General features: G+C 72.0%; 21 protein-coding genes and 3 tRNA genes. 4 read left to right on the top strand and 20 right to left on the bottom strand.

What is annotated here, in order from left to right; all coding sequences use genetic code 11:
* Positions 1–127 precede the first annotated feature (127 nt).
* The 3 genes from ACN269_RS26160 to leuC all read right to left on the bottom strand — a co-directional run bounded on the left by ACN269_RS26160 (position 128) and on the right by leuC (position 3,004).
* Complete coding sequence (locus tag ACN269_RS26160; protein WP_421474901.1) at positions 128–784, bottom strand: HU family DNA-binding protein; 657 nt, start codon at positions 782–784, stop codon at positions 128–130.
* Between the two features lie 172 nt (positions 785–956).
* Positions 957–1,544: a 3-isopropylmalate dehydratase small subunit gene (gene leuD / locus ACN269_RS26155; protein WP_421474900.1), complete on the bottom strand. Its 588-nt coding sequence runs from the start codon at positions 1,542–1,544 to the stop codon at positions 957–959.
* A gap of 14 nt (positions 1,545–1,558) precedes the next feature.
* A complete protein-coding gene (leuC, locus tag ACN269_RS26150) occupies positions 1,559–3,004 on the bottom strand; it encodes a 3-isopropylmalate dehydratase large subunit (protein ID WP_421474899.1) in 1,446 nt (481 codons plus the stop codon).
* Between the two features lie 49 nt (positions 3,005–3,053).
* Between leuC and ACN269_RS26145 the strand changes: the two genes are divergently transcribed.
* Positions 3,054–3,740: an IclR family transcriptional regulator gene (locus tag ACN269_RS26145; protein WP_091671614.1), complete on the top strand. Its 687-nt coding sequence runs from the start codon at positions 3,054–3,056 to the stop codon at positions 3,738–3,740.
* A 321-nt stretch (positions 3,741–4,061) separates the two neighbouring features.
* Here the strand turns inward: ACN269_RS26145 and ACN269_RS26140 are convergent.
* The 4 genes from ACN269_RS26140 to ACN269_RS26125 all read right to left on the bottom strand — a co-directional run bounded on the left by ACN269_RS26140 (position 4,062) and on the right by ACN269_RS26125 (position 5,614).
* Positions 4,062–4,134 (bottom strand) — tRNA-Glu (locus ACN269_RS26140).
* A 288-nt stretch (positions 4,135–4,422) separates the two neighbouring features.
* Positions 4,423–4,495 (bottom strand) — tRNA-Glu (locus tag ACN269_RS26135).
* 135 nt (positions 4,496–4,630) lie between these two features.
* Positions 4,631–4,702 (bottom strand) — tRNA-Gln (locus ACN269_RS26130).
* Positions 4,703–4,810: 108 nt separating this feature from the next.
* A complete protein-coding gene (locus tag ACN269_RS26125; RefSeq protein WP_421474898.1) occupies positions 4,811–5,614 on the bottom strand; it encodes a fumarylacetoacetate hydrolase family protein in 804 nt (267 codons plus the stop codon).
* Positions 5,615–5,788: 174 nt separating this feature from the next.
* On the opposite strand from ACN269_RS26125, the gene ACN269_RS26120 reads away from it, so the two are divergent.
* A complete protein-coding gene (locus tag ACN269_RS26120) occupies positions 5,789–7,255 on the top strand; it encodes a hypothetical protein (RefSeq protein WP_421474897.1) in 1,467 nt (488 codons plus the stop codon).
* A 34-nt stretch (positions 7,256–7,289) separates the two neighbouring features.
* Entirely contained in the window at positions 7,290–8,153 is an 864-nt protein-coding gene (locus ACN269_RS26115) for a 3-methyladenine DNA glycosylase (RefSeq protein WP_421474896.1), read from the top strand.
* On the opposite strand, the gene ACN269_RS26110 is transcribed toward ACN269_RS26115, so the two are convergent.
* The 9 genes from ACN269_RS26110 to ACN269_RS26070 form a co-directional block, all read right to left on the bottom strand.
* A complete protein-coding gene (locus ACN269_RS26110) occupies positions 8,150–8,743 on the bottom strand; it encodes a TetR family transcriptional regulator (protein WP_421474895.1) in 594 nt (197 codons plus the stop codon). The two genes, ACN269_RS26115 and ACN269_RS26110, sit on opposite strands and share 4 nt — an antisense overlap.
* 74 nt (positions 8,744–8,817) lie before the next feature.
* Positions 8,818–9,816 carry an aldo/keto reductase gene (locus ACN269_RS26105; protein ID WP_421474894.1) on the bottom strand — a complete coding sequence of 333 codons (999 nt, stop codon included), beginning with the start codon at positions 9,814–9,816 and terminating at the stop codon, positions 8,818–8,820.
* 112 nt (positions 9,817–9,928) lie between these two features.
* Positions 9,929–10,354, bottom strand: coding sequence for an alternative ribosome rescue aminoacyl-tRNA hydrolase ArfB (gene arfB, locus ACN269_RS26100; RefSeq protein ID WP_421474892.1), 426 nt, complete (start codon positions 10,352–10,354; stop codon positions 9,929–9,931).
* 34 nt (positions 10,355–10,388) lie between these two features.
* Positions 10,389–10,685 carry a hypothetical protein gene (locus ACN269_RS26095; RefSeq protein ID WP_421474891.1) on the bottom strand — a complete coding sequence of 99 codons (297 nt, stop codon included), beginning with the start codon at positions 10,683–10,685 and terminating at the stop codon, positions 10,389–10,391.
* Positions 10,686–10,784: 99 nt separating this feature from the next.
* Positions 10,785–11,645, bottom strand: coding sequence for a S1C family serine protease (locus tag ACN269_RS26090; RefSeq protein WP_421474890.1), 861 nt, complete (start codon positions 11,643–11,645; stop codon positions 10,785–10,787).
* A gap of 34 nt (positions 11,646–11,679) precedes the next feature.
* The gene (locus tag ACN269_RS26085) at positions 11,680–12,639 is read right to left on the bottom strand and encodes a VWA domain-containing protein (protein WP_421474889.1); all 960 of its coding nucleotides are present in this window, start codon (positions 12,637–12,639) and stop codon (positions 11,680–11,682) included.
* The gene (locus tag ACN269_RS26080; protein WP_421474888.1) at positions 12,636–13,661 is read right to left on the bottom strand and encodes a DUF58 domain-containing protein; all 1,026 of its coding nucleotides are present in this window, start codon (positions 13,659–13,661) and stop codon (positions 12,636–12,638) included. Before ACN269_RS26080 ends, ACN269_RS26085 begins: the two co-directional genes overlap by 4 nt.
* A complete protein-coding gene (locus tag ACN269_RS26075; protein WP_421474887.1) occupies positions 13,658–14,707 on the bottom strand; it encodes an AAA family ATPase in 1,050 nt (349 codons plus the stop codon). The genes ACN269_RS26080 and ACN269_RS26075 overlap by 4 nt, the downstream gene beginning before the upstream one ends.
* Before the next feature lie 230 nt (positions 14,708–14,937).
* Positions 14,938–15,447: a hypothetical protein gene (locus ACN269_RS26070; protein WP_421474886.1), complete on the bottom strand. Its 510-nt coding sequence runs from the start codon at positions 15,445–15,447 to the stop codon at positions 14,938–14,940.
* A 293-nt stretch (positions 15,448–15,740) separates the two neighbouring features.
* Here ACN269_RS26070 and ACN269_RS26065 point away from each other — a divergent pair, with 293 nt between their 5' ends.
* Positions 15,741–16,742: an endonuclease/exonuclease/phosphatase family protein gene (locus tag ACN269_RS26065; RefSeq protein WP_421474885.1), complete on the top strand. Its 1,002-nt coding sequence runs from the start codon at positions 15,741–15,743 to the stop codon at positions 16,740–16,742.
* A gap of 100 nt (positions 16,743–16,842) precedes the next feature.
* On the opposite strand, the gene ACN269_RS26060 is transcribed toward ACN269_RS26065, so the two are convergent.
* From ACN269_RS26060 to ACN269_RS26045, 4 genes are all read right to left on the bottom strand, one after another.
* Positions 16,843–19,299, bottom strand: coding sequence for a GDSL-type esterase/lipase family protein (locus tag ACN269_RS26060; protein ID WP_421476572.1), 2,457 nt, complete (start codon positions 19,297–19,299; stop codon positions 16,843–16,845).
* 243 nt (positions 19,300–19,542) lie between these two features.
* Positions 19,543–21,291: an ABC transporter ATP-binding protein gene (locus tag ACN269_RS26055; RefSeq protein WP_421474884.1), complete on the bottom strand. Its 1,749-nt coding sequence runs from the start codon at positions 21,289–21,291 to the stop codon at positions 19,543–19,545.
* Positions 21,288–22,817 carry an ABC transporter transmembrane domain-containing protein gene (locus ACN269_RS26050; RefSeq protein ID WP_421474883.1) on the bottom strand — a complete coding sequence of 510 codons (1,530 nt, stop codon included), beginning with the start codon at positions 22,815–22,817 and terminating at the stop codon, positions 21,288–21,290. The genes ACN269_RS26055 and ACN269_RS26050 overlap by 4 nt, the downstream gene beginning before the upstream one ends.
* An 11-nt stretch (positions 22,818–22,828) precedes the next feature.
* Positions 22,829–23,878 (bottom strand): ArsR/SmtB family transcription factor, encoded by a 1,050-nt coding sequence (locus ACN269_RS26045; protein ID WP_421474882.1) that lies wholly within the window; start codon positions 23,876–23,878, stop codon positions 22,829–22,831.
* Between the last annotated feature and the right edge of the window lie 99 nt (positions 23,879–23,977).

The raw sequence follows: 23,977 nt of genomic DNA, 5'->3' as shown, positions 1-23,977 counted from the left end.
ACGGACCAGCCCGAAGGGGGAGCCGGCACGGCGATTCTGCGCGTACGGTCCGGTCCGGTCAACGGTTCCGGCACGCACGAGGGGCGTCCACCGCGCGGTGGACGCCCCTCGTCGCTCTGTCGGTCGGTCAGCGCTTGCTGGCCGCCTTCTTGGCCGGAGCCTTCTTCGCCGGGGCCTTCTTGGCCGCCGTGCTCTTGCTCGCCGCCGCGGTGGTCTTCTTCGCCGTGGTCGACTTGGTGGCCGCGGCGCTCTTCTTCGCCGGGGCGGTCTTCTTGCTGGCCGCCTTGGTGGCCGTGGCGGTCTTGCTCGCCTTGGCCGGGGCGGTCTTCTTGCTGGCCGCCTTGGTGGCCGTGGCGGTCTTGCTCGCCTTGGCCGGGGCGGTCTTCTTGCTCGCCGCCTTGGTGGCGGTGGCCTTGGTGGCGGTGGCCTTGGTGCCCGTCGCCTTGGTGCCGGCCGCCTTCGCCGTGGTGGTCGCCGTCTTCTTGGCCGCCACCGTGGCCTTCGGCACCTTGCCGCTGGCCACCATCTCCTTGAACCCAGCGCCGGGACGGAAGGTCGGGACAGACGTCTTCTTGACCTTCACCGCCTCGCCGGTACGCGGGTTGCGCGCTGTTCGTGCGCCACGCACACGCTTTTCGAATGCTCCGAATCCGGTGATCGCCACCTTCTCGCCCTTGGTGACCGCCGCCTGGACCTCAGTGAGGACCGCGTCGAGCGCGGCCGTCGCCGTTTTCCGGTCCCCCAGGCGAACGGCGAGCGCCTCGATGAGCTCGGCCTTGTTCACGACTTCCTCCCGATTGTGCAACTGACTCGACGCGAGCCATTCTGCGCGCACCGTATGCCCTGTAGTGCCTGGACACAAACATTCGGCGGAAAAAAGCCCTTGTGTCGTAACGGATTCGCCCCCACCGGTTGGACCGGTGGGGGCGAAATCCGATGTGGGGGTGCGCGTACGGCTATGCCACGGAGGGCAGGAACGGCAGTCGGCCGGCCTCGTAGGAGTCGATGTCGGCGGCGTGTCGGAGGGTGAGTCCAATGTCGTCCAGGCCCTCGATCAGCCGCCAGCGGCTGAAGTCGTCGAGCGGGAACGACCAGGTCGCATCCCCGGCCCGGAGCTGTCGCGCGGTCAGGTCGACGGTCACCGGCGTGGTCGGGTCGGCCTCGACGAGATCCCACAACTCCTCGACGGCTTTCAATTCCAACTCGACCGGTAGCAGGCCCTCCTTGAGTGCGTTGCCGCGGAAGATGTCACCGAAGCGCGGTGACACGACAGCACGGAAGCCCCAGTCCCGCAGCGCCCAGACCGCGTGCTCGCGCGAGGATCCGGTGCCGAACTCCGGTCCGGCGACGAGGATCGACGCACCGGAATAGGATTCATCGTTGAGCACGAATGCCGGGTCTTCCCGCCAGGCGTTGAACAGCCCGTCGGCGAAGCCGGTACGGGTCACCCGCTTGAGGTACACGGCCGGGATGATCTGATCCGTGTCCACGTTGGACCGCCGCAGCGGCACGGCCGTACCGGTGTGGGTGGTGAACTTGTCCATCTCGTCGGTCCCTTCTACAGGTCGGCGGGGGCGGCCAGCCGGCCGACCACGGCGGTGGCGGCGGCGACCGGCGGGGACACCAGATGGGTACGTCCGCCCCGGCCCTGCCGGCCCTCGAAGTTGCGGTTGGAGGTGGAGGCGGAGCGCTCGCCCGGCTTGAGCGTGTCCGGGTTCATGCCCAGGCACATCGAGCAGCCGGCGAACCGCCATTCGGCGCCCGCGTCGGCGAAGACCTTGTCCAGCCCCTCGGCTTCGGCGGCCTCCCGTACGGCGGCGGAGCCGGGCACCACGAGCATCCGCACCCCGTCGGCGACCCGGTGCCCGCGCAGCACGTCGGCGGCGGCCCGCAGATCCTCCAGACGGCCGTTGGTGCACGAGCCCACGAAGACCACGTCGATGGGCAGCTCCCGCAGCGGGGTGCCGGGGCGCAGATCCATGTACTCCAGGGCCCGGCGGGCGGCGGCGCGCTCCGCGTCGGTGGTGAACTCCTCCGGGTCGGGCACCGGCGCGCTCAGCGGCGCGCCCTGCCCCGGGTTGGTGCCCCAGGTGACGAAGGGCGTGATGCGGCTCGCGTCCAGCGTCACCTCGGCGTCGAAGCGCGCGCCCTCGTCGGTGGGCAGCGTCCGCCACCAGGCGAGCGCCGCGTCCCAGTCGGCGCCCTGGGGCGCGTTCGGCCGACCCTTGAGGTACGCGAAGGTCGTCTCGTCCGGCGCGATCATGCCGGCCTTGGCGCCCCACTCGATGGACATGTTGGCGATGGTCATCCGCCCCTCCATGGAGAGGTTGCGGATCGCCTCGCCGCGGTACTCCACGATGTGCCCACGGCCACCGCCGGTGCCGACCTGCGTGATCAGCGCGAGCACGAGGTCCTTGGCGGTGACGCCCGGCGCGAGCTGGCCGGTGACGTTCACGGCCATCGTCTTCGGCCGGCTCTGCGGCAGCGTCTGGGTGGCCAGCACGTGCTCCACCTCGCTGGTGCCGATGCCAAAGGCGAGCGCCCCGAACGCGCCGTGGGTGGCGGTGTGCGAGTCGCCGCAGACGATCGTCATACCCGGCTGGGTGAGCCCGAGCTGCGGGCCGATGACGTGCACGATGCCCTGGTTGTCGTCGCCGAGCGGGTGCAGGCGCACCCCGAACTCGGCGCAGTTGCGGCGCAGCGTCTCGATCTGCGTACGCGACGTCGGGTCCGCGATGGTGAGCAGGTCACCACGGCGGGACCGGAACGCCGGATCGGCGTACCCGGTCGGGGTGTTGTGGTCCTCGGTCGCGAGGGTCAGGTCGGTACGACGCACCCGGCGCCCGGCGAGCCGCAGCCCGTCGAACGCCTGCGGGCTGGTCACCTCGTGCAGCAGGTGCAGGTCGATGAAGAGCAGGTCCGGCTCACCAGCGGCGGACCGTACGACGTGCGCGTCCCAGACCTTCTCGGCCAGGGTCCTCGGCTCAGGAGTGACTCCCACCATCTGGACATCCTAAATTCTGGGAGGTAAGTTTCGGCTTGTGGGACACAGTATGAGCGGTGTCGGCGTTCTCGACAAGGCGGTGGTCATCCTGGCCGCCTGCGTCGACGGCGCCAGCCTTGCCGAACTCGTTGAACGCACCAAGCTGCCCCGAGCCACCGCACACCGGCTGGCGCAGGCCCTGGAGATCCACCGGATGCTGGTCCGGGACACACAGGGCCGTTGGCGCCCCGGCCCCCGGCTCGGCGAGCTGGCCAACGCCGCACCGGACGTGCTGCTGACCGCCGCCGAGCCCCTGCTCGCCGCGCTGCGCGACGCCACCGGTGAGAGCGCCCAGCTCTACCTGCGCCGCGCCGACGAGCGCATCTGCGTGGCCGCCGCCGAGCGCGCCAGCGGTTTGCGGGACACCGTCCCGGTAGGCTCGGTGCTGCCCATGACGGCCGGTTCGGCGGCGCAGATCCTGCTCGCCTGGGAGCCGCCCGAGGCGGTGATGCCGCTGCTGCCACGCAGCAAGTTCACCGGCCGCACGCTGGCCGAGGTACGCCGTCGCGGATGGGCGCAGAGCGTCGCCGAGCGGGAGGCCGGTGTGGCGAGCGTCTCCGCGCCGATCCGCGACCGCACCGGCCGCGTGATCGCCTCGATCAGCATCTCCGGCCCGATCGAACGCCTCGGCCGCCGCCCCGGCGAACGCCACGCCATGGCCGTAGTCCGAGCCGGCCAACGCCTCTCCGGCCTCTAACCCCCGCCCAACCCCCTCCCACCAGCTGGCAACCCCCACCCACCCACCCACCCGCGTTGATCATGAAGTTATTGCCCCTCGCGCCGGCGTGTCGTGACGATAACTTCATGATCAACCGGCCGGGCCGGGCCGGGCCGGGCCGGGCCGGGCCGGGCCGGGCCGGGCATGGGTGGGCCGGTTGCCCCTGGTGATCAAGAGGTTCGCGTCACGACACGGCGGTCTCGATGACGCGAACGTCTCGATCACGAGGACCGGGGCGGCCGACGGCCGAGGGGGAAATGGAGAAGGCTCACCTCGTTGGGCGAGGTGAGCCTTTGGTTGTAGCCCCGACCGGATTCGAACCGGCGCTACCGCCTTGAGAGGGCGGCGTCCTGGGCCGCTAGACGACGGGGCCAGAACTTTCCTGTTCACCACCCTCGCGGGCGGTGCGACTTGTAGTCTAGCGGCACCGCCCGCGAGGGCGAGCACGGGGTACGGGCAACGGCCGCACCCGATGCGGCCCAGATCGACTCGGGTTCCGTGAACTCGGCCTATCAGCCGGCCCAGGACACCACGGTTTCCTGCAAGCCGAGTCGATCAAGCCAGGCCGCGACCAGCAGGCCGCGGCCGGCGGGCCGCGAACCGGCCGGCGGCGGACACGAAACAGCCCGCCTCACTGTAGTGAGACGGGCTGTGCACGATGTAGCCCCGACCGGATTCGAACCGGCGCTACCGCCTTGAGAGGGCGGCGTCCTGGGCCGCTAGACGACGGGGCCAGAACAACTTTCGCTCCCCCACCCGTCTGGGTGGAGGAGCTGCACTCCGCCGGAGAACACTCCTCCGCCCCCGCAGGGACGGAGTCGAACTCCGTCAGAATCCAGCGTCCGGGATTCTCGCGAATCCCAGCTGCGCTGGGGTACCAGGACTCGAACCTAGACTAACTGAACCAGAATCAGTCGGGCTGCCAATTACCCCATACCCCATCGGCCCCTTGCGGCGCCGGGAGTGAACATTACCCTCCCGGTGCCGGCAGGCCAAATCCGATCCCCCCGAAACACCCTTGAGCTGCGGAAACAGGGGCATCAGACCGATCAGGCGACGGGGACCACCGGGTTGCTGAGCTCGCCGATGCCCTCGATCCGCACGGAGACCGTATCCCCCTCGACGAGCTGACTAACCCCCGCCGGGGTGCCGGTGAGCACCACGTCGCCGGGCAGCAGCGTCATCACGTGCGAGATGTACGACACCAGGCCGGGCACGTCGAAGACCATGTCCTTCGTCCGGCCGAGCTGGCGTACCTCCATCTCGTCGGGGTTGCGACCGACCTCACACCGGATCTCCAGGTCGGAGATGTCCAGCCCGGTGGTGATCCACGGCCCGATCGGGCAGAACGAGTCGAAGCCCTTGGCCCGCGTCCACTGCCCGTCCGAGCGCTGGAGGTCCCGGGCGGTGACGTCGTTGGCGCAGGTGTAGCCGAAGATGGCGCGTTCGGCGGCGGCGCGGTCGGCCCGGCGGGCGCCCGGGGCGCCGATCACGACGGCCAACTCCGCCTCGTGCTCGACCTGCTTGGAGAAGATCGGCAGCCGGATCGCGTCGCGTGGACCGATCACCGAGGTGGACGGCTTGAGGAAGAGCAACGGCTCCTTGGGCACGTCGTTGCCGAGTTCGGCGGCGTGGTCGGCGTAGTTGCGGCCCACGCAGACCACCTTGCTGGGCAGAATCGGCGAGAGCAGCCGGACGTCGGAGAGGGCCCAGCGGGCCCCGCTGAAGGTGAGCTGGCCGAACGGGTGACCCTCGATCTCGGCGATGGTCAGGCCCTGCGGCCCGGCCTCCGGCTCCCCTTCGACGGCTCCGAACGACATTCCCTTGGCATGAGCGAAACGAGCGATACGCACCCGGCCAATCTAGCCCCGCGAGCGCGTCCACCGGCCACAACGCCCGGCGGGTGTGCGCAACCCGTCAGTGTCGCGGCACCCTAGCGCAGGGCGGGACTGCCGAGGCGGGATTCCGCACTTCGTACCCGCACGGAGGCCGGGCCGCCCTAGCGTCGGCTCCGGAGGTTCGTTCGTATGCCTGCATCGACACGACACCACAGAGCCCTCGCAGTGTTCGTACACTGCCTCGGCATCCTCGCCGCCGTGCCGGCCCTGCCCGCGGCGGCCCCGGAGGCGGCGGCCGCGCCACGACCGGCGGTCGTCACGCCACCGCCGACCGTGCCACCACCGGCGGCCGGCACACCACGACCAGCCGCGCCGCCCACAGCCGCGCCGCCGCCGACGACCGGGCCGATGGCGGTCGGGCCGGCGGTGCCGGTGGCCGCGCGGGCGACCAGCGCGGAGCCCACGCCGCCCTCGGCGCCCCCGGCGGTGCCGACGCCCACGCGGGCGGTCGTGCCGGCGCCCCCGCCTCCGGTCACGGTGGCGGTAGCGCCGGAGAACAGTCCAGCGCCGCGGTACCGGATCCACGTCCGCAACGTGGGCAACTCGCCGGTCGACACCACGGTCCGTCAGGAGCTGCCGTCCGGTTCGTCGGCGACCGCGATCAGCGCGGGCGGCCGGTCCAGTCGCTCCAACGGCTCGACGTCCGAGGTGACGTGGCGGTTGCGGCTGCCGGCCCACAGCAGCACGACGCTGGGCACGAGCCTGACCGCGACCGCGCCGGGCCAGCCGCTGACCGCGCCGGCCTGCGCCTTCACCAGTGACGGCAGCCGGCCGTACGACTGCGCCACCGCCACCTGGCAGGCGGCAGCCGCGGCACCGGCGGCGGAGGTCACCGAGGCGCCGCCCTGGCGGCGGTACCCGGTGCTGCTGGCCGGGTTGGGGATCCTGCTGCTGATCAGTGCCGTGGTGGCCTGGGTGTGGCGTCGTCGACGACGCGGACCGCGGGTGACCGCCGCCGCCCTGGCCGACGGGGCCGCAGACGGTGGACGCGGAACGATCTACCCGCGCCCGGCGACGCCGAGCCCGAGCCGACGTCGGCGTACCCCGCCGGTCTGGCTGCTGGTCGGCTCGGCAGTGGTGGTGCTGGCGGGGGTGATCGGCACGGCTGGCTGGACGGCGACCCGGCAGGTCTCGTCGATCGACACCCAGAAGCAGCCGACCAGTGGCGCGTGGCGGGGCACCGGGGTCTCCGGCCCGATGGGGGTGCCGCTGCGGGAGTCCGCGTTCGAGTTCACCGTCTACCGGATGACGTGCGGCGCGGCGGGCAGCGCGGCCACCGCCCCGGGGGCCAGCGCGCCACCGCCGGGCGCGCGGAGCTGTCAGGCCACCGTGGGTGTGCGCAACCTCACCGGCGCCCAGCAGCCCTGGCACGGCCAGTTGCAACGCGCGTACCTGCCCGGCAACCGCTGGGTGAGCACGGACGAGCCGGCCACCCGGGCGGCCAACCTGGGGCGGGACGTCTTCGCCAACCCGGTGGCCGCGGGCAGTCGGGTGGTGCTCCCGCTGGTCTTCACCGTCGACGGGCGGGATCCGCCCCAGCAACTGGAGCTGCGCAGCGGGGTGTTCTCGGCCGGCGTCCGGGTGCAGATGCCCTGACCGGCGCGCGGGCGGCGGTCGTACCCTGGGTTCCGTGACCGCCGCCCTCGCCCCCGCCGTGCTCGACGTGGCGACCTGGCAGGCCCGTCGCCGGGCCCACGAGGAGCGGGCGGACGCCTGGCTGACGCCGCACCTGGAGCGGCGGCGTCGGGGCGAGCGGCATCCGGTGGAGGACTTCCTCTTCACCTACTACTCGCACCGGCCGGCGCAGCTACGTCGCTGGCATCCGGGCGCGGGGGTCGAGCTGCGCGACGCCGACCCGGCCGAGTTCGGCCGGGACTACCGCGCCACGTCCGCCGGGGTCACCCTCGACACCGAGGGGGTACGCGTCAGACGCGGCGATTCGATCGCGTGGATCCGTTCGCTGCTGGCGGCCACGGCGGGCCGGACGCCGCACTTCGGCTGCTTCGGGATGCATGAGTGGGCGATGGTGTACCGGCAGACCCGCGAGGAGCTGCGGCACAACGCCTGGCCGCTGCGGCTGGCTCCGGAGCGGACCGCCGAGGTCGTCGAGGAGCGCGGCGTACGGTGCAGCCACTTCGACGCGTACCGGTTCTTCACCCCGCCGGCCCGGCCGTTGAACCTGCTCGACCCGACGCGCGAGACGCAGCACGCGAACGAGCAGCCGGGCTGCCTGCACGCCAACATGGACCTCTACAAGTGGGCGTACAAGTTGTCGCCGCTGGTCCCGTCCGAGCTGGTGGCGGACTGTTTCGAGCTGGCCCGCGAGATTCGCACGCTGGACATGCGGGCCAGCCCGTACGACCTGGCGGCGCTGGGTCATCCGCCGGTGCGGGTGGAGACGCCGGAGGGTCGGGCCGAGTACGCGACGGCACAGCGTGGGTTCGCGGACCGCGCGGCGGTGCTCCGCGACCGGCTGCTCGCCGCCGTTCCCTAGCGCCGGCCGGCCCGCAGGCCGTCGAGGAGCAGCGCGACCACTGCGGCCAGGTCGTCGTCGAGGCCCGGCTCGTCCCATTCCGTCCGGTGCGACGGGTGGTGGAAGCGGGCGGTGGCCTGGAGCAGCGCGCGGCCGGCCACCGCCGGGTCGGGCACGGTGAACTCGCCGGTGGCCACCCCGTCGGCGACGATCAGATTGAGCTGACCGGCGAGGACCTCCAGGTGGTTGGCGACCGCCCCCTCGGAGAGGGTGGCGAGCTGGTGGAAGTTGTCGAACAACTCCGGATCCTCGCGGGCCATCCGCCGCTTGGTGCCGCTCAGCTCGGCCAGCCAGCGGCGCAGCCGCTCGGCGGCCGGCCCGGGGGCGGTGGCGACGCCGATCAGCGGGGTCGACACCCGGGCCAGCCAGCGTTCGGCGACCGCCTCGCGGAGCGCGGCCTTGCTGGCGAAGTGCCGGTAGACGCTGCCGTGGCTGACGCTCAGCGCGCGGGCCACGTCGAGCACGGTGGCCTTCGCCGGGCCGTACCGGCGCAGCACCTCCTCGGCGGTGTCGAGGATGCGGTCGGCCGTCAGGGCGGTGGCGTCGCTCATCATCCCAGCCTCCCTGACGCCGCCGCCGGTCGTGGCGCGACCCCCGGGCGAGCGGTCGCGCCACGACGGGACGGTCATGCCCGCTCGCTGTCCAGCATGGCCATCTGCGCCTCGCCGTAGCGGCTGCCGGCCACCGCGTTCGAGGGTACGGCGGCCTCGATCGCGGCCAGGTCGGCCTCGGTCAGGGTGACCGTCGCGGCGCCGAGCGCCTCGGTCAGCCGCTCCCGGCGGCGGGCACCGATCAGCGGCACGATGGTCTCGCCCCGGGACAGCACCCAGGCGATGGCGATCTGCGCCACGGTCACGCCCCGCGCCTCGGCGACGGTGCGCAGGGCGTCCACCAGGGCGAGGTTGCGGTCCAGGTTCGCGCCGGTGAACCGGGGCAGGTCGGTGCGGAAGTCGCGGGCGGTGGTCTGCCGCTGCGGCGTCCAGTGACCGCTGATCAGGCCCCGGGACAGCACCCCGTACGCGGTGATGCCGACGCCCAGCTCGCGCGCGGTGGGCAGGATCGCGGCCTCGGGGTCGCGGGAGATCAACGAGTACTCGATCTGGAGATCGGCGACGGGGTGCACGGCGTGCGCCCGCCGCAGCGTCTCGGCGCTCACCTCGGACAGGCCGATGTGCCGGATGTGGCCGGCCTTGACCAGGTCGGCCAGGGTGCCCATCACGTCCTCGACCGGCACGTCCGGCGCGAGCCGGGCGGGGCGGTAGATGTCGACGTGGTCGGTGCCGAGTCGGCGCAGCGTGTACGCCAGGAAGTTCTTGATCGCGGCGGGTCGGAGGTCGTGGCCGATCCAGTTGCCGTCCACGTCGCGCAGGGCGCCGAACTTGACGCTGATCACCGCGTTGTCGCGGTTACGGCCGCGCAGGGCGTCGCGCAGCAGCATCTCGTTGTGGCCCATGCCGTAGAAGTCGCCGGTGTCGAGCAGGGTGATGCCGGCGTCCAGCGCGGCGTGGATGGTGGCGATGCTCTCGGCCTCGTCGGCGGGACCGTAGAGGTCGGACATGCCCATCAGGCCGAGCCCGAGGGCCGAGACGGTGGGGCCGGTGCTGCCGAGGGTGCGGGTGTCCATCGGTCTTCCTCTCACGTGGGGTACCCGGATGACAGTACACCGATCGACTGACAGATTCCAGATTATGTCACTCAATAGCGCGCGGATGCCGTCGAAGTGAAGCTCGGTTCCGCTACTCGCCGTCGACGCGGCGGTCGCGCTTGCGCTGCGACTGGCGCTTCTTCTCGGCCAACCGGCGTTCCTTCGCGCCGCGCGAAGGCCTCGTCGCGCGGCGCGGCGGCGGGGGCGGGGCCGCCGCCTCGCGCAACAACGCGGCCATCCGCTCCCGGGCCGCCTCCCGGTTGGCAAGCTGCGCCCGGTGCTCGCTGGCCGCGATCGTCAGCACGCCGTCCACCAGCCGATTGGCGAGGCGCGCGAGCGCCCGCGTCCGCAGCGACTCGGGCACGGTCGGTGAGTTCGCCAGGTCGTAGCTCAGCTCGACCCGGGAGTCGGCGGTGTTCACGCCCTGCCCACCGGGGCCCGACGAACGGGAGAAGCGCTCCCGAAGCTCCCCGGCGGGGACGACCCACCGGTCGGTCACCCGCAGTCCGTCGTCCACGCCCCGAGGCTAGCCCCCCGGGAGGCGCACCGGGTCACCGGCGCGAAGGCTCACCCGGGGTCGCGGACGAGGTGGGTGCCGGGCCGGCGGTCTCGTCGTCCGAACCCGCCGCCGCGTACGCCACGGCCCCGAACAGCAGCAACCCCACGACCGCGGCCTTCACGGCCACTCCGCGGACCAGCACCCACGCGCCACGGCGAGCGCCGGGCACCGATTTCTTCGCGGTCTGGTAATCGGTCCACCCGCGCCGTGCCCGGGCGTACGCCGACCCCACCGCCCACCCGATGACCAGGCCCACCAGCAGGAGGACCGTGAGAAGAGGACGCTCCACCTCAGCCAGTATCCATACCGAGCGTCATATTTCCATCCTCCGATGACGTCGGGCCGGATATCCGACACTGGAGGCGGCCGACAGGACCGTTCGTGCAGGTCAGCCGCCCTTGCCGATGATCGTGTCGGCGGTCTGCTGGACCTGCTCGATCGGGATGGCGAAGCCGATTCCGATCGAGCCGTTGCCGTCGATGGTGGCGATGGCGGTGTTCACCCCGACCACCTCGCCCCGGGCGTTGACCAGCGGCCCGCCCGAGTTGCCCGGGTTGATCGACGCGTCGGTCTGCACCGCGCGGTGCCGGTTGTTGCCCAACCGCACCTGGCGGTCCAGCGCGCTGACGATGCCGGCGGTGACCGTCCCGGACAGTCCCAGCGGTGAGCCCACCGCCAGCACCGGCTCACCGACCCGGGTCGCGCCCGGCTTCGCCAGTGGCAGCGGAGCGAGTCCGGCCGACGGTGGCACCTTCAGCACCGCCAGGTCGCTGCCGGCCTCCCGGCCGACCACCTCGGCTTCGTACCGGCGGCCGTCGGGCAGCTCCACGGTCACCGGTCCGCCGCCGCCCTTGGCCAGGATGTGGTCGTTGGTGACCAGGTGTTGCTGGTCGTCGATGGCGAATCCCGAGCCCGTCGCGGACGCGCCGTTCGCACCGCCGGCGAGCACCGACACCACACCGGGCACGGTCCGCTCGGCGGCGGTGACCAGCTCCGCCGGCACCGGCGCGGCGGACGCGGCGGCCGGCCCGCCGGCACCGTCCCGGCTGGCCACCACACCCCCGGCCAGCGCCCCCGACACGGCCGAGACCGCCACGATCGCCAGCGCGGCGAGCAGCCGACCGGGCCGTCGCCCGCCGGGGTCACGGCCCGAGCCGGGAGCGTCCCACCACCCTCGCCCGTCCGGATCGAGGTCCGGCGAGATGAACCAGGGACCGCGCGGTTCGCCCAGTCCGGTCTGCACTGCCATGCGTACTCCTCACGGTCGACGTCGGCGCTGCCGGTCAGGGCAGTCGGGAGAACCAGCGCATCGATCCGGCGGCGGCCCCCATCGCGAACACCAGTCCGAGGCCGATGAACCGCGCCGAGACGTCCTGGCGTTCAGTGCGGTAGCCGACCGAGCTGCCGATGTCGTCGTAGACGGCGCGCAGTTCGTCGACGGTGCTGGCCTCGTGGAACATCCCGCCGGTCTCGTCGGCGACCGCCCTGAGCGTCTGCCCGTCGACCGGGACCTGGATCGGCCGTCCGCCCCGGTCCACGAACCCCGACGGGGTGCCGAAGGAGATCGCGTGCACGGGCACCTTCGCCGCGACGGCCTCCGCCGCCGCCTCCATCGGGTCCATCCCCGAGGTGTTGGCCCCGTCGGAGAGCAGGATGATCCGGGCCGGGGGTGGTTCCTTCGCGGCCTCGCTGTCCAGGCTCTTGACCGCTCCGAGCGAGGTGTTGATGGCCTCCCCGATCGCGGTGCCCTGGACTCCGGTCACCCCCTCGGCCAGCCGGCCGATGCCCTCGTCCAGGGCGTCCCGGTCGGTGCCCGGTGGCACCAGGACGGCGGCGCTGCCGGCGAACGCGACGAGGCCCACGTTGAACTCGTCGGGGAGGCCGTCGACGAAGCGTCGGGCCGCCTGCTTGGCCGCCGCCAGCCGGTCCGGCTCGACGTCGGTGGCGAGCATCGAGGTGGACACGTCGACGGCCACCATCACCGTGGCGCGCTCACGGGGGACCCGGACCTCGGCGGTGGGCCGGGCGAAGCCGACCACCAGCAACGCCAGCATGGCCAGGAACAGCCCGGCGGGCACGTGCCGTCGCCAGGCCGGCCGCTCCGGCGCCACCCGGTCCAGCAGCCGCAGGTTGGTGAAGCGGACGGCGTAGCGGGCGCGTCCGCGCTGCACCACCAGGTACGCGACGACAAGCGCGAGCACACCCACCAGCAGCCAGAGCCGCAGCGGGGACTCCCAGCTCACGCGGCACCTCCCCGGGCGGCCCCGGCCGGCGCGGCAGCCATCCGTCGCTGGGCGTGCACGTGGCGGACGATGTCCGCGCTGACGTCGCGGTCGGTCCGCAGCGCCAGGTGTGTCGCCCCGCTGCGGCGCAACGCCACTCGGACCTGCTCCCGCTGCGCGGCGGCCGCCGCGGCGTAGCGCTCCCGCAGGCGGCGGTCCGATGTGCACACCTCGCGGCGACGGCCGGTCTCCGGGTCGACGAGCGTGATCAGGCCGACGTCGGGCAGTTCCAGCTCGCGCGGGTCGGTCACCTCGATCGCCAGGACCTGGTGGCGCGCGGACAGCCGGCGCAGGGTCCGCTCCCAGGGCGGCGGCTCGTCGGGGTCGTCCGCAAGGCCGTCGAGGAAGTCGGAGACCACCACCACGAGTCCACGTTGGTTGGCCACCCGTTGCAACGCGTCGAGCCCGTCGGCCAGCTCCGGAACCTGCGCGGTCGACCGTTGCCCCGGACCACGGGTGGGCGCGCTGGCACGCGGGGCCGCGAGCAACGCCCGCAGCAGACCGAGCAGATGGGTACGCCCGCAGCGGGCCGGAAAGCGGCGCATCCCGTCCGCGCTCAACACCTGCGCGCCCAACCGGTTGCCGACGCCTGCGGTCAGGAAGCCGACGGCCGCCACCGCGGTCACCGCCAGCTCCCGTTTGTCCAACTCGGCGGTGCCGAACTCCATGCTGGCGCTGGAGTCGACGAGCAGCCAGGTGGTCAGTTCCCGATCGGCGTCGACCTGGCGGACGTGCGGCACGGCGGTCCTGGCCGTCACCGCCCAGTCCATCCGGCGGACCTCGTCCTCCCCCGGCCGGTACTCCCGGCTGCCGGCGGGTTCGCTACCCGGCCCGGGCAGCAGGCCGCGGTACTGACCATGGAGCAGTCCGTCGAGCCGCCGGGTGACGGTCAGTTCGAGCCGGCGCAGCCGTTGGTCGGGGGTCAACTCGGCCAGACCCGGATCGGGCGGTGTCGGCACCGACGTACGGCCGGCGCGTCTCATGCCGCCGCCAGGTCGGGTGCCAGCTGGGGGTGTCCGGCGGCCACCCGGGGCGGGGGCACCGCCTCCACGAGCCGCCGGACGATGCTCTCGGCCGAGACCCCGTCGGCCACGGCGTCGAAGGAGAGCACCAGTCGATGGGACAGGACGTCCACCGCCAACTCCCGGACGTCCTCGGGCAGCACGTACTCCCGCCCGCGCAACAGCGCCTGCGCCCGGGCGGCAGCGACCAGGCCGAGCGTGGCCCGGGGGCTGGCGCCGTACGCGAGCAGCGGCGCGATGTCGGCCAGCCCGAACCGGCCCGGGTCGCGGGTGGCGAGGATCAGCCGGACCACGTACTCGGCCAGGGCGTGGTGCACGAAGATCCGCTCGGCGAGCCCCTGGAGGTGTTGCAGTCGTTGCGGGTCGAGCACCTGGCGCGGGCTGGGCCGGTCGCTGCTCATCCGATAGAGGATCGCCAGCTCGTCGGCGTCGCTGGGGTAGTCGACGACCACCTTCATGAGGAACCGGTCGCGCTGCGCCTCGGGGAGCTGGTAGACCCCCTCGGACTCGATGGGATTCTGGGTGGCCAGCACCAGGAACGGCGCCGGTACGGGCCAACTGCGTCCGCCGATGGAGACCTGCCGTTCGGCCATCGCCTCCAGCAACGCCGACTGGACCTTGGCGGGCGCCCGGTTGATCTCGTCGGCCAACACCAGGTTGGCCATGATCGGACCCAGCTCGATGTCGAAGGTCTCCTTCGAGGCCCGGTAGATCCGGGTGCCCACGATGTCGGAGGGAACCAGGTCCGGGGTGAACTGGATCCGGGAGAAGGTGCCGCCGACCACGGTGGCGAGGGTCTGCGCGGCGAGGGTCTTGGCCACGCCGGGCACACCCTCCAGGAGGCAGTGCCCGTTGGCGAGCAGTGCGGTGAGCAGACGCTCGACGAGCCGATCCTGCCCGACGATCACGCGTTTGACCTCGAAGAGGGTCTGTTCCAGCTCGGCGCCGGTCGGCTCGGGATCGACCGGGGTGGGCATGCTGGCCAGGGTGTCCGAGATGTCCGTCACGGTGCTTGCTTCCCGGACGGGACCCCCGGCAAACGTCGGATTGTGCGGGCCGGACCGGCCCGGAGGGCCCGCATCAGGCACGGACCGCGCGAAAGAGTGACGAGCCACGCGAGTCGACCGCGCACGACCGAATCACCCCGGGGGCGACCACGAGAGCACACAGCGGGCTCGTGGGCGCAACGGAGCCGGCCCCCGCGCGGGATGCGCGGGGGCCGGCCCTGTCACCTCGCTCAGAAGGTGTGCGTGAGCAGCGTGAAGCCCAGGTCGGCGGGCACTCCGGCAGAGTTGTACGTCTGCACGAAGACCGCGTTCGGGGTGCTCAGCCGCGGGGCGACCGTGGCCTCACCGGCGGGCGGGATGCAGCAGGAGTTGGCGCTCGAGATGGTCGCCAGGTAGGCGCCGGTCGAGACGTTCACGCCGAACTGCACCTCGTACTGGCCGGCGCCGTACTTGATCACGGTGCCGGTGCCCCGGACCTTGGTCCCGTTGGCGTTGACGACGGTGAAGTAGGTGGCCGTGGCCAACGTGGTGGCACCGCTGGCCTTCAGCGCGGCCTTGGCCGACCGTGCCGACTCGGCAGTGACGGGCGGCTGGTCGCCCACCCGCTTCGCCGCCGGCTGGACGGCCGCCTGCGGCGCCTTCGCCGACGGCTGGGCGACGGCGATGCCCCCACCCGCCAGGGTGAGTGCCGCGACCGCGAACCCGATCGCTGCCGCCTTGCGTCGGAAGGATGTACTCATGACAGGTCCCCCTTGTGTGACCGTGCGAATTCGGCCGACCCGCGGGGCGGGACGGATAACTGCCGGGAAATGAATGAGACGGTTGATTCCTCGGTGACATCCACCGGCCCTGAGCTGGGATTACTACTCAGAGTTGCGTCGTTTCAACCAGATGGAACGTAGCACCGGCAAAAGCCGCAGGTCAATAGTTGATCTCGCATTATCGGCCGTGTCATTCAACTGTCAGAGAATTGTGAAAGGTGAACGGAGAACCATTCACGAATTGTCTGGACCGGTGCCGTTAGGCTGACGCCATGATCGTTACCGACGACCCGCCCGCGCCGACCCGCGGCCGGACGTGGGTCGGCACCGCTCTCTGCTGGGTGCTCGTCGGGCCCACGGCCGCCTGGGCCGCCGTACGTCTGGTCGGGCTGGACCGGGGGCCGCTGGTGCAGGCGCTCGCCTTCACCCCGTACGTCGCCGCCGGAAGCGTGCTGGTGCTCGGACTCAGCGTCGCGCTGCGGCGCTGGTGGCCGGCGGCGGTCGCGGCCCTGGCCGCGGTGGCGTTGCTCGGTGTGGTCGCCCCCCGGGCGCTGGCCGCGCCGCAGCCGACGGTGACCGGCCCGACGATCCGGCTGCTCACCGCGAACCTGCTCGCCGGTTCCGCCGACGCGTCGGCGCTCGTGGAGCTGGTCCGGCGGCACCGGGTCGACGTGCTCACCGTGCAGGAGTTCACGCCCGACGCGCAGGCCGCGCTGGACCGGCTCGGCCTCGACCGGCTGCTCCCCCACCGGCAGCTCAACGCACACGTCGGCACGCCCGGCTCCGGGCTCTACTCGCGCTGGCCGCTCAGCGACGTCGGCATCCGGAACAACCGGGGCCAGGGCGGCTGGGGATTCACCCAGGCGTACGGCACTGTGGCCGTCCCCGGAGCGGCACCGGTCCGGGTCGAGTCGGCCCACCCGTCGGCGCCGTCCGCGCTGGACCAGGTCGACGCGTGGCGTACCGACCTGACCGCCCAACCACAGGCCACGCCCGACGGTGAGCTGCAAATCCTCGCCGGGGACTTCAACGCCACCCTCGATCACGGGCCGCTGCGGGCGCTGCTGGACACCGGCTACGTCGACGCCGCCGACGCCACCGGCAAGGGGCTGACCGGCACATGGGGCCCGTACGACGGCGACCTCATCCCCCCGGTCACGATCGACCACGTGCTCGTCGACCGCCGCATAGCCGTCGACGAGGTGACCGTGCTCCCCCTCCCGAAATCCGACCACCGCCCCGTCCTGGCGACCCTCCGCCTCCCCACCCCCTGACCCCGTCGATCTTGCACTTTCTGTCGCCGCATCAGCGACAAAAGCCACGTGTCGTCGACACAAAGTGCAAGATCGCGGGGGCGGGGTGGGCCGCTGCCGGTTAGAGGTTGCCGCCGCGGTTGAGCCAGGCCCGGACCGCGCCCTGGCGGTAGACGACGAGGTAGTCGGCCTTACCGTCGCCGGTGACGTCGTTGAACTGGATGTACTCGCGCGGGTAGTGCGAGGCGTTGGACCAGTTCAGGTGCTGCTCGAAGCCGCCCGCGTCCTTGCCACCCCGATTGAGGAACGCGTGGACGCTGCCGTCGGTGCCGACCATCAGGTAGTCGGCCCGGCCGTCGCCATCGACGTCGGAGAAGCGCAGGCTGTTGAGCGAAGCGCCGTTGACGCCGGGGGCCCAGCTCAGCTTCTCCACCCACTTCGGCTTCTTGATCAGCGAGTCTCCGTCAGCGATGTTGTAGTAGGCGTGGACCCGGCCGTTGTCGCCGATGCGCAGGGCGTCGTCGCGGCCGTCACCGTTGATGTCGGCGAACCGGATGTGCGTGCGCTTGACGCCCTGCAACTGCGCCGGGCCGGCGTTCGCCATCTTGGTCCACCCCGGAGGTGAGGTGTTCGTGAGAGAGAGGTTGAGGTAGGCGTCCATGGTGCCGTCCTCGGTGACGAAGACGACGTCGTCGCGGCCGTTGCCGTCCATGTCGGCGAGGCGGATCTGGTTGCCGTACTCGGGTGGGTTCGAGCCGGTGCCGACCTGCGCACAGGTCGAGCACGGGTTGAACACTCCGGTGCCGCCCAGCCAGAGCGGCCAGGTGATGTGCCCGGGCTCGTCCTCGGTGTTGATGGCGACCCGGATCGAGCCGTCCTGGCGGATCTGGACGTAGTCCTGCCGCCGATCGCCGTTCATCTCCGCGATCTCGGTCCGGACGTAGTTCGCCGGCCGTTGCATGCCCGGAGCGATCACGCCGATCCGACTCCAACCGGACCCCAGCGCCGTACCGTCGTCGACCGGGTTGCCGGTCGCGTTGCACGGTTCGCCCGGCTCCGGCATCTCGGGCGTCCGGATCCAGCCCTGGTCCAGGGCCTCCCCGATGCCGAAGTAGAAGGCGTAAGCGAGCTTGGCGTAGCCGCCGTCGTTCGGGTGGGCGTCGTTCTGCATGCCCTCACTGGCCTGGATGGTGCTGGTGTCCGCCCAGATCACGTGCTTGCCCTCGGCCCGCAGGTCGCGCACCACGTTGTAGATCGCCGGGTTGTAGGCGTCGATGCGGGGTTGCAGGCCGGACTTGCCGGTGGGCAACAGCTTGCCGACGACGACCGTGGCCCGGGGCGAGTAGGCGAGCGCCTTGTTGATGAGGTTCTTGAGGCGTTGGGGCGCGCCGGACAGGTCGTAGCTCTGGTTGATGTCGTTGGTACCGGCCATCAGCGTGATGACGTTCGGTTTGTACTGGGCCACCTTGCAGTCGGCCACCCGGGCGATCTGGTCGATCCGCCAGCCGGGGTGCCCCTCGTGGTCGGGATCGTCCATGGTGCCGGCCTCCTGCGAGCCGACGAAATCGACGTCGCCGGCGACGATGTCCAGCGCGTCGAACAGTTTCCGGCGATAGCCGTTGTTGTCCGAACTCTCCACACCCGCGGTGATCGAATCACCGAGCGGCATGACCCGAAGCTCGGTGGAGGCTTGCTCCAGCACCTGCCGGCCCCGGGCAACGATGGCCGGCATCAACTCCGGCAGCTCGATGGTCACGCTTTCGAGCGCCTGTCTGGTCCCCGTACGGGCGCCCAGCCACACAAGCAGGTTGTAGAACGAGGTCCGCAGATAGGTCTGCAGGCGCAGGGCGAGGGCCGCGCCACCTTCCTGGGCCCAGTTCATGATCGCGCCTCCGGCGTAGGCCAGTCCGGCGCCCACCATTCCCGCCCAGAACGCCTTGGCCCAGACCTCACTGTTGCCGAGCGACTGACCATCGAACATCGCGGCGAACAGTTCGGCGAACAGGCCCCCGAAGAAGCCGGAGAACGGGCCGCAGGCGGGGGCAAGCGCGGGAAGGGCGCCCGCCGCGACACCGCAGATGGCAACGGCCAGGAGGCTGATGGCCCCCGCACCAACCGTGATCACCACCCCCTGCCAGAAGCTCACGGTCGCCTGAACCTCCCCCGCCGGGATCACCACCACGAGGGTGGCGCCGACGGTGACCAGTTTGCCGTCGAAGGCGAGAGCAGGGGGCGCCCATTCACCAGTGGGCGGTACGACGCCAGGACGATTCAACGTGAACCGGTCCCCGAGGAACTCGCCGAGCGACGTGCCGCTGGCCTTGGCCCGCCGCGACTCGTCGGTGAGCTTCTGCATGGCGTCGTGGAACTCGTCCTGGTACTCGGCGCCGTGACCGGTGATCTGGAACATCGCGTCGTCGTCACTGTCGGCCAACGCACGCAGCTCGCCCGCGTGCCTGGCGCATCCGAGCCGCAGTGTGACGTCACCGGCCGACGTTCCCGTCGGCAGGGTGAACGCGCTCTCCCCCCGGTCGCAAGGGTCGAGGCCGGCGGCCAGCGCCGGCCGGCCGGCCGTCATCCCCAGCACCACGACAAGGATGCAGAGAATGCCCGCCAGGAGTCTTCGTGGTCGTGACACCACCACCGGGGACGAAGTCCGGCCGGGTCGGATTGCCATTGTTTCTCCTCGGATCAGCGCGACGTGGGGTCCACCACGGCGGTACGGGCCGCCGCGGTTGGTCCATAGTGGACGGTTGATGTTTCGGAACACTGCCCGCGACGGTTCACGGACGTCGTCGCCTGGCGACAGGATGTCGGCGGATCAGGTCGTTGCCGTCGCCGAGTGCGACCACGCCGACCACAGGGCGGTGTAGGCGCCACCGCGCGCGATGAGGTCGTCATGCGTACCGAACTCGACGATGGTTCCGGCCTCCAGGAGGGCGATGCGGTCGCAGGCGCGGGCCTGGGTCAGCCGGTGCGCGATCACCACGGCCGTGCGGCCCTCGATCAGCGCCGCGGCGGCCCGGTCCAGATCACCGGCACCCGCGCTGCCCGCTTCGGCGGTCGCCTCGTCGAGCACGACGACGGGCGGATCGCGCAGGAGCAGCCGGGCCAACGCGAGCTGCTGCGCCCGCGCGGGTGGCAGTGGGCCGACTGCCGTGTCCAGCAGGTCGCGCGACACCCAGTCGCGCGCGCCGACCGCCACCAGGGCGCTGCGGAGGCGAGCGTCGTCGGCGTCCGGCGCGGCGTAGGTGACGTTGTCGCGCAGGGTGCCGGTGAAGACGTGTGTCTCCTGCGACACCAGGCCGACCCAGTCGCGCAGCACGGCGGGGTCCAGGTCGGCGACGCCGACCGAGGTGTCCGGGCCGGTCAGCGTGATCCGCCCAGCGCGGGCGGGGAAGGTACCGGCGATCAGGTTCGCCACTGTCGTCTTGCCGGCGCCGCTGCCGCCGACCAGCGCCAGCGAGGTGCCCGCCGGCACGTCGAGGTCGATGCCGGCCAGGACGTCGGGTTCCCCGCCGTACGCGTGCCGTAGCCCGCGCACGGACACCGCGACCGTTCCCGGCGTGCCCGGTCGCTCCCGCCTGCCGGCAATGGGCCCAGGCACCAGCAGGACTCCGGCGGTACGCGCCATCGATGCCTGTGCGCGCTGCACGTCGTCGAAGGAGAGAAGCAGGGTGCCCAGCGGTGTGAACAGGCGGTGGAACAGCAGGGCGGCTGCCGTCACCGCGCCGACGGTGACCAGGTCGGCGCGGACCAGCCAGTAACCGGTCAGCAGGACGGCGGAGAGCCCGATCGCCTCGGCCGCGTTCATGCTCTTGCTGAACCACAGGAAGCTGCGGGCCGCGCGCAGGGATGCCGCCAGGTTGTCCCCCGACGCCGTGGCCAGCCGCCGGGTCTGTAGCGCGGCCATCCGGTACGCCGACACGGTGTCCCGGCCGTGCAGTGCCTCCAGCAGCACCCGTCCGCGCTCGGCGGCGAGCGACCGCTCCTGTGCGTAGAGGAGGGCTGCCCGTGGCAGGTAGGCACGCAGGCTGAGTGCGTAGATCGGAAAGACCACCAGGAAGGCGAGCGCCAGCCGCCAGTCCAGGGCCAGGAAGCCCGCGGCGGACAGCAGGACGGTGATCAGTGCGCGCAGGACCTCGGCCACCAACGGGACCGAGGTGACGACGTTCTCCAGGTCCTCGGTCACCCGTGACGCCACCTCGCCGCGGCCGGCGTTCTCGAGTACGGCCGGTGGCAGCTCGAGGGTGCGGTGGACCGCCTGGACGCGCAGGTCCGCCGCGACGTGCGCGCCGAGGTGTTCGGTGGCGCGTAGGGCCAGCGCGGTGGCGGCGGCGCCGGCCAGGACGACCGCGCCGAGCCCGACTGTCAGACCGGTCGCGTGCGGTCCCCGGCCGGCGCGGACCGCGTCGACGAGCCAGCCCAGCAGCAGCGGGGCGGCGACGGTGGCGGCGGCGCTCAGCACGGTCCAGAGCAGGGCGGCGACGGCCGTGGCTCGATGCGAGATCAAGACCCTGGCCAGCAGAGTCAGGCTCTGCCGGCCGGTGGCGATCGGCAGCGCCGTCATCGCAGGACCGCCGCGGCGTATTCGGCGTCGGTGGCGAGTTGGTCATGGGTGGACACCCGCGAGGTCCCGACGCCGGGCAGAAAGGCGACGCGGTCGCATCGGGTGAGCAACGTGGGAGACGTGGTCACGATGACGGTGCTGCCGCGGCCGTCGCGTCGCATGGCAGACAGGCCCGCGCCAACCCGGTCCTCGGTTACCGCGTCGACCGCGGTGAGGGGATCGCGCAGGATCAGCAGCGACGGCTGGGCTGCCAGGGCGCGGGCGAGCGCGACCCGCTGGCGCTGTCCGCCGGAGAGGTTGACGCCGCCGTCGAGTAGCGCCGCGCTCAGGTCGGTGGCCTGTGCCGCGTCGAGTGCCCGCCGCAGCGTCGCTGGATCGACGTCGCGGCCGGTGTCGAGGGCCTCGACCAGGGTGCGGCCGAGAAGGTGCACCAGGTGCGGCTCCACCAGCACATCCGGGTGCGTCGCCGCCAGCGTGGCGATCAGGGTGTCGACGGAGCCGGGGGCGGTGGCGACGACGCCGAGCAGTTCACCCTCGCGTACGGCGACCTCACACGCCGCGTCCGGGCGTGGCGGGTCAGCGCGGCGCGGGTGCGCCCCTGCGAGCAGGACGGCGATGCGGATGGCACTGGCCCGGGAGATCGCCAATTGCTTGATGCCGGCGGCGACACGGTCGACCGGCTCGCCGGCGAACGCGACCATGGCCACGACGGTGACGAAGCCGCCGACGCCGATGCGCCCGGAGAGCGTCATGGCGGCCGCGACGGCGGTGGTGCCGACCAGCACGAGGCCGCCGGCAACCGCGCCGATTCCTTCGGCGGCCGCTGACGCGGTCGCGCTTCGAAGCGCGGCGTCGCGGGAGGTCAGGTTCACCTCACGGTAGCGGCGGACCGCCTCGCCGACGCCGCCGAAGCCGCGCAGCGGTCGCAGGGCCTGGACCAGCTCGGCGGCGAGGGCGGCGGCTGACCCGGCGGTGTGCTGCCGATCGGCGATCCGGCGCTCCAGCAAGGGGCTGATCCGGTTGACGGCCAGCCCGAGCGCAGGCACCCCGACGGCGACGCCGAGGCCGAGCCAGGGATCGATCGACAGCAGCACGGCCACGGTGACGAGCAGGCCGGCGGCCCCTGAGATCAGCAGTACGGCCGCCCGCAGCACCTCGGCGGTGGCTCTGGTGTCGGCGACCAGCACCGTCGACAGGTCCCCGGGCAGTCGCCCCGCGCCGACGCCATCGGTCAGGATGCGGCCGGCCGCGCGGATACGCAGATCGTGCGCTTCGCGGGTCGTCGCTGAGGTCAGCCGCCAGTAGTTGATGCCACCGCCCGTCGCCAGCACGGCGAACAGGGTCAGCACTCCACCGACAGCCAGCACGATCGACATTGGCGAGCCACCGTCGACGGCGTGGTCGACGGACAGTCCGATGGCGAGTGGAATCAGGGCCTCGCAGATCTGGTGACCAGCCGAGGCAGCACAGGCAAGCGCGAGCGAGCGTGCCCTACGGTGCAGGACGCCCGCGAGAACGGGATGCATGGCTCCGGACGCTAGGAGTCACCGGCGGCAGCTTCCAACCGCTCGGCAGATGCCGAATCCTCGAACGTCGCCAGGAGCGTGTCACCTTCCGGCCGGCGCGCGTAGAAGACCTGCCGGCCGAACCGCGTCCGGCTGACGGCACCGGCCTCTCGCAGCGCACTGAGGTGCTCGGAGACCGTGCCGGACGACAGGCCGAGCGCCGCGGCCAGGTTCGTCGTCGTCGTGGGCTCGGTCAGGGCCCGCAGCACGGCGGCACGCCCCGAGCCGATCAACCGGGCCAGCCGGTCGCGCTCGGGATCGGCTGGCGCCGGATGCTCGGCCAGGGCCCCCGCCCCCCGGGCCTGATACGTCACCATCAGGATCTCGGGGTGATCGGTCGAGCAGGTCATCCTGTTCTGCAGGAGCAGCACGGGCACGAGCACCAGACGCCGCCCGCGCGCATCGAGCACCGACTCGTGCTGCCTCGACAGCGACAACACGGGCCGCTCCCACCACGCGGCCCCGCGCAGGCCGCTCAGCAGCGCCTCGGGGCCAGCCACGGCAAGGGTGCGGCCGCGCAGGAGCACCTCCTCGTCGAGTGCGGCCCGCATGGCCGGCCAGTGCGCGGCGGTCGTGAGCTCCCAGAACGCGTTGAGGGCATCGCCGAGCCGGCCGAATGCGCGATCCGGGTCGTCACGGTAGGGCGCGAGGAAGGCGGGCAGTTCCTGCGGATAGTGCTTCGCGAACTGCTCCCGTACCACCGCGTGCGGCGTGCGGCGCAGGTCGTCGAGCTGCGCACCGAGGGTCGGGCTCGCCGCCGACGGCACCGGCGTGAACACATCCGGGGTCGGTCGGTTGTGGCTCTCGCCGTACAGCTGCGCGTAGATCCTCAGCGGAGCCGTCTCGGGGACCGTTCGCAGCACCTCGCGGGCCCGCTGGACCCATGCCGTGTACGGCCACGGCGCGGCCCGGCGGCCCCGCTCGCGATGCACCATGTCCAGGCCACCGACCAGCTCCGAGATCGGGCTGACGGCGATCCGCGTGCGATCGATCGAGGAGTCGTCGAACCGGATCCGGATCACACCGAGAGCCTAGTGCCGCACCCGGCGCTGCGCCCCCGCACCAACACCCCGTCGATCTTGCACTTTCTGTCGCCGCATCAGCGACGAAAGCCACGTGTC

The organism is Micromonospora sp. WMMD736, assembly GCF_049179015.1.
Classification (GTDB): Bacteria; Actinomycetota; Actinomycetes; order Mycobacteriales; family Micromonosporaceae; genus Micromonospora.
The sequence above is the reverse complement of the archived record's forward strand: the minus strand, read 5'-3'. Positions and strand labels throughout refer to the sequence as shown.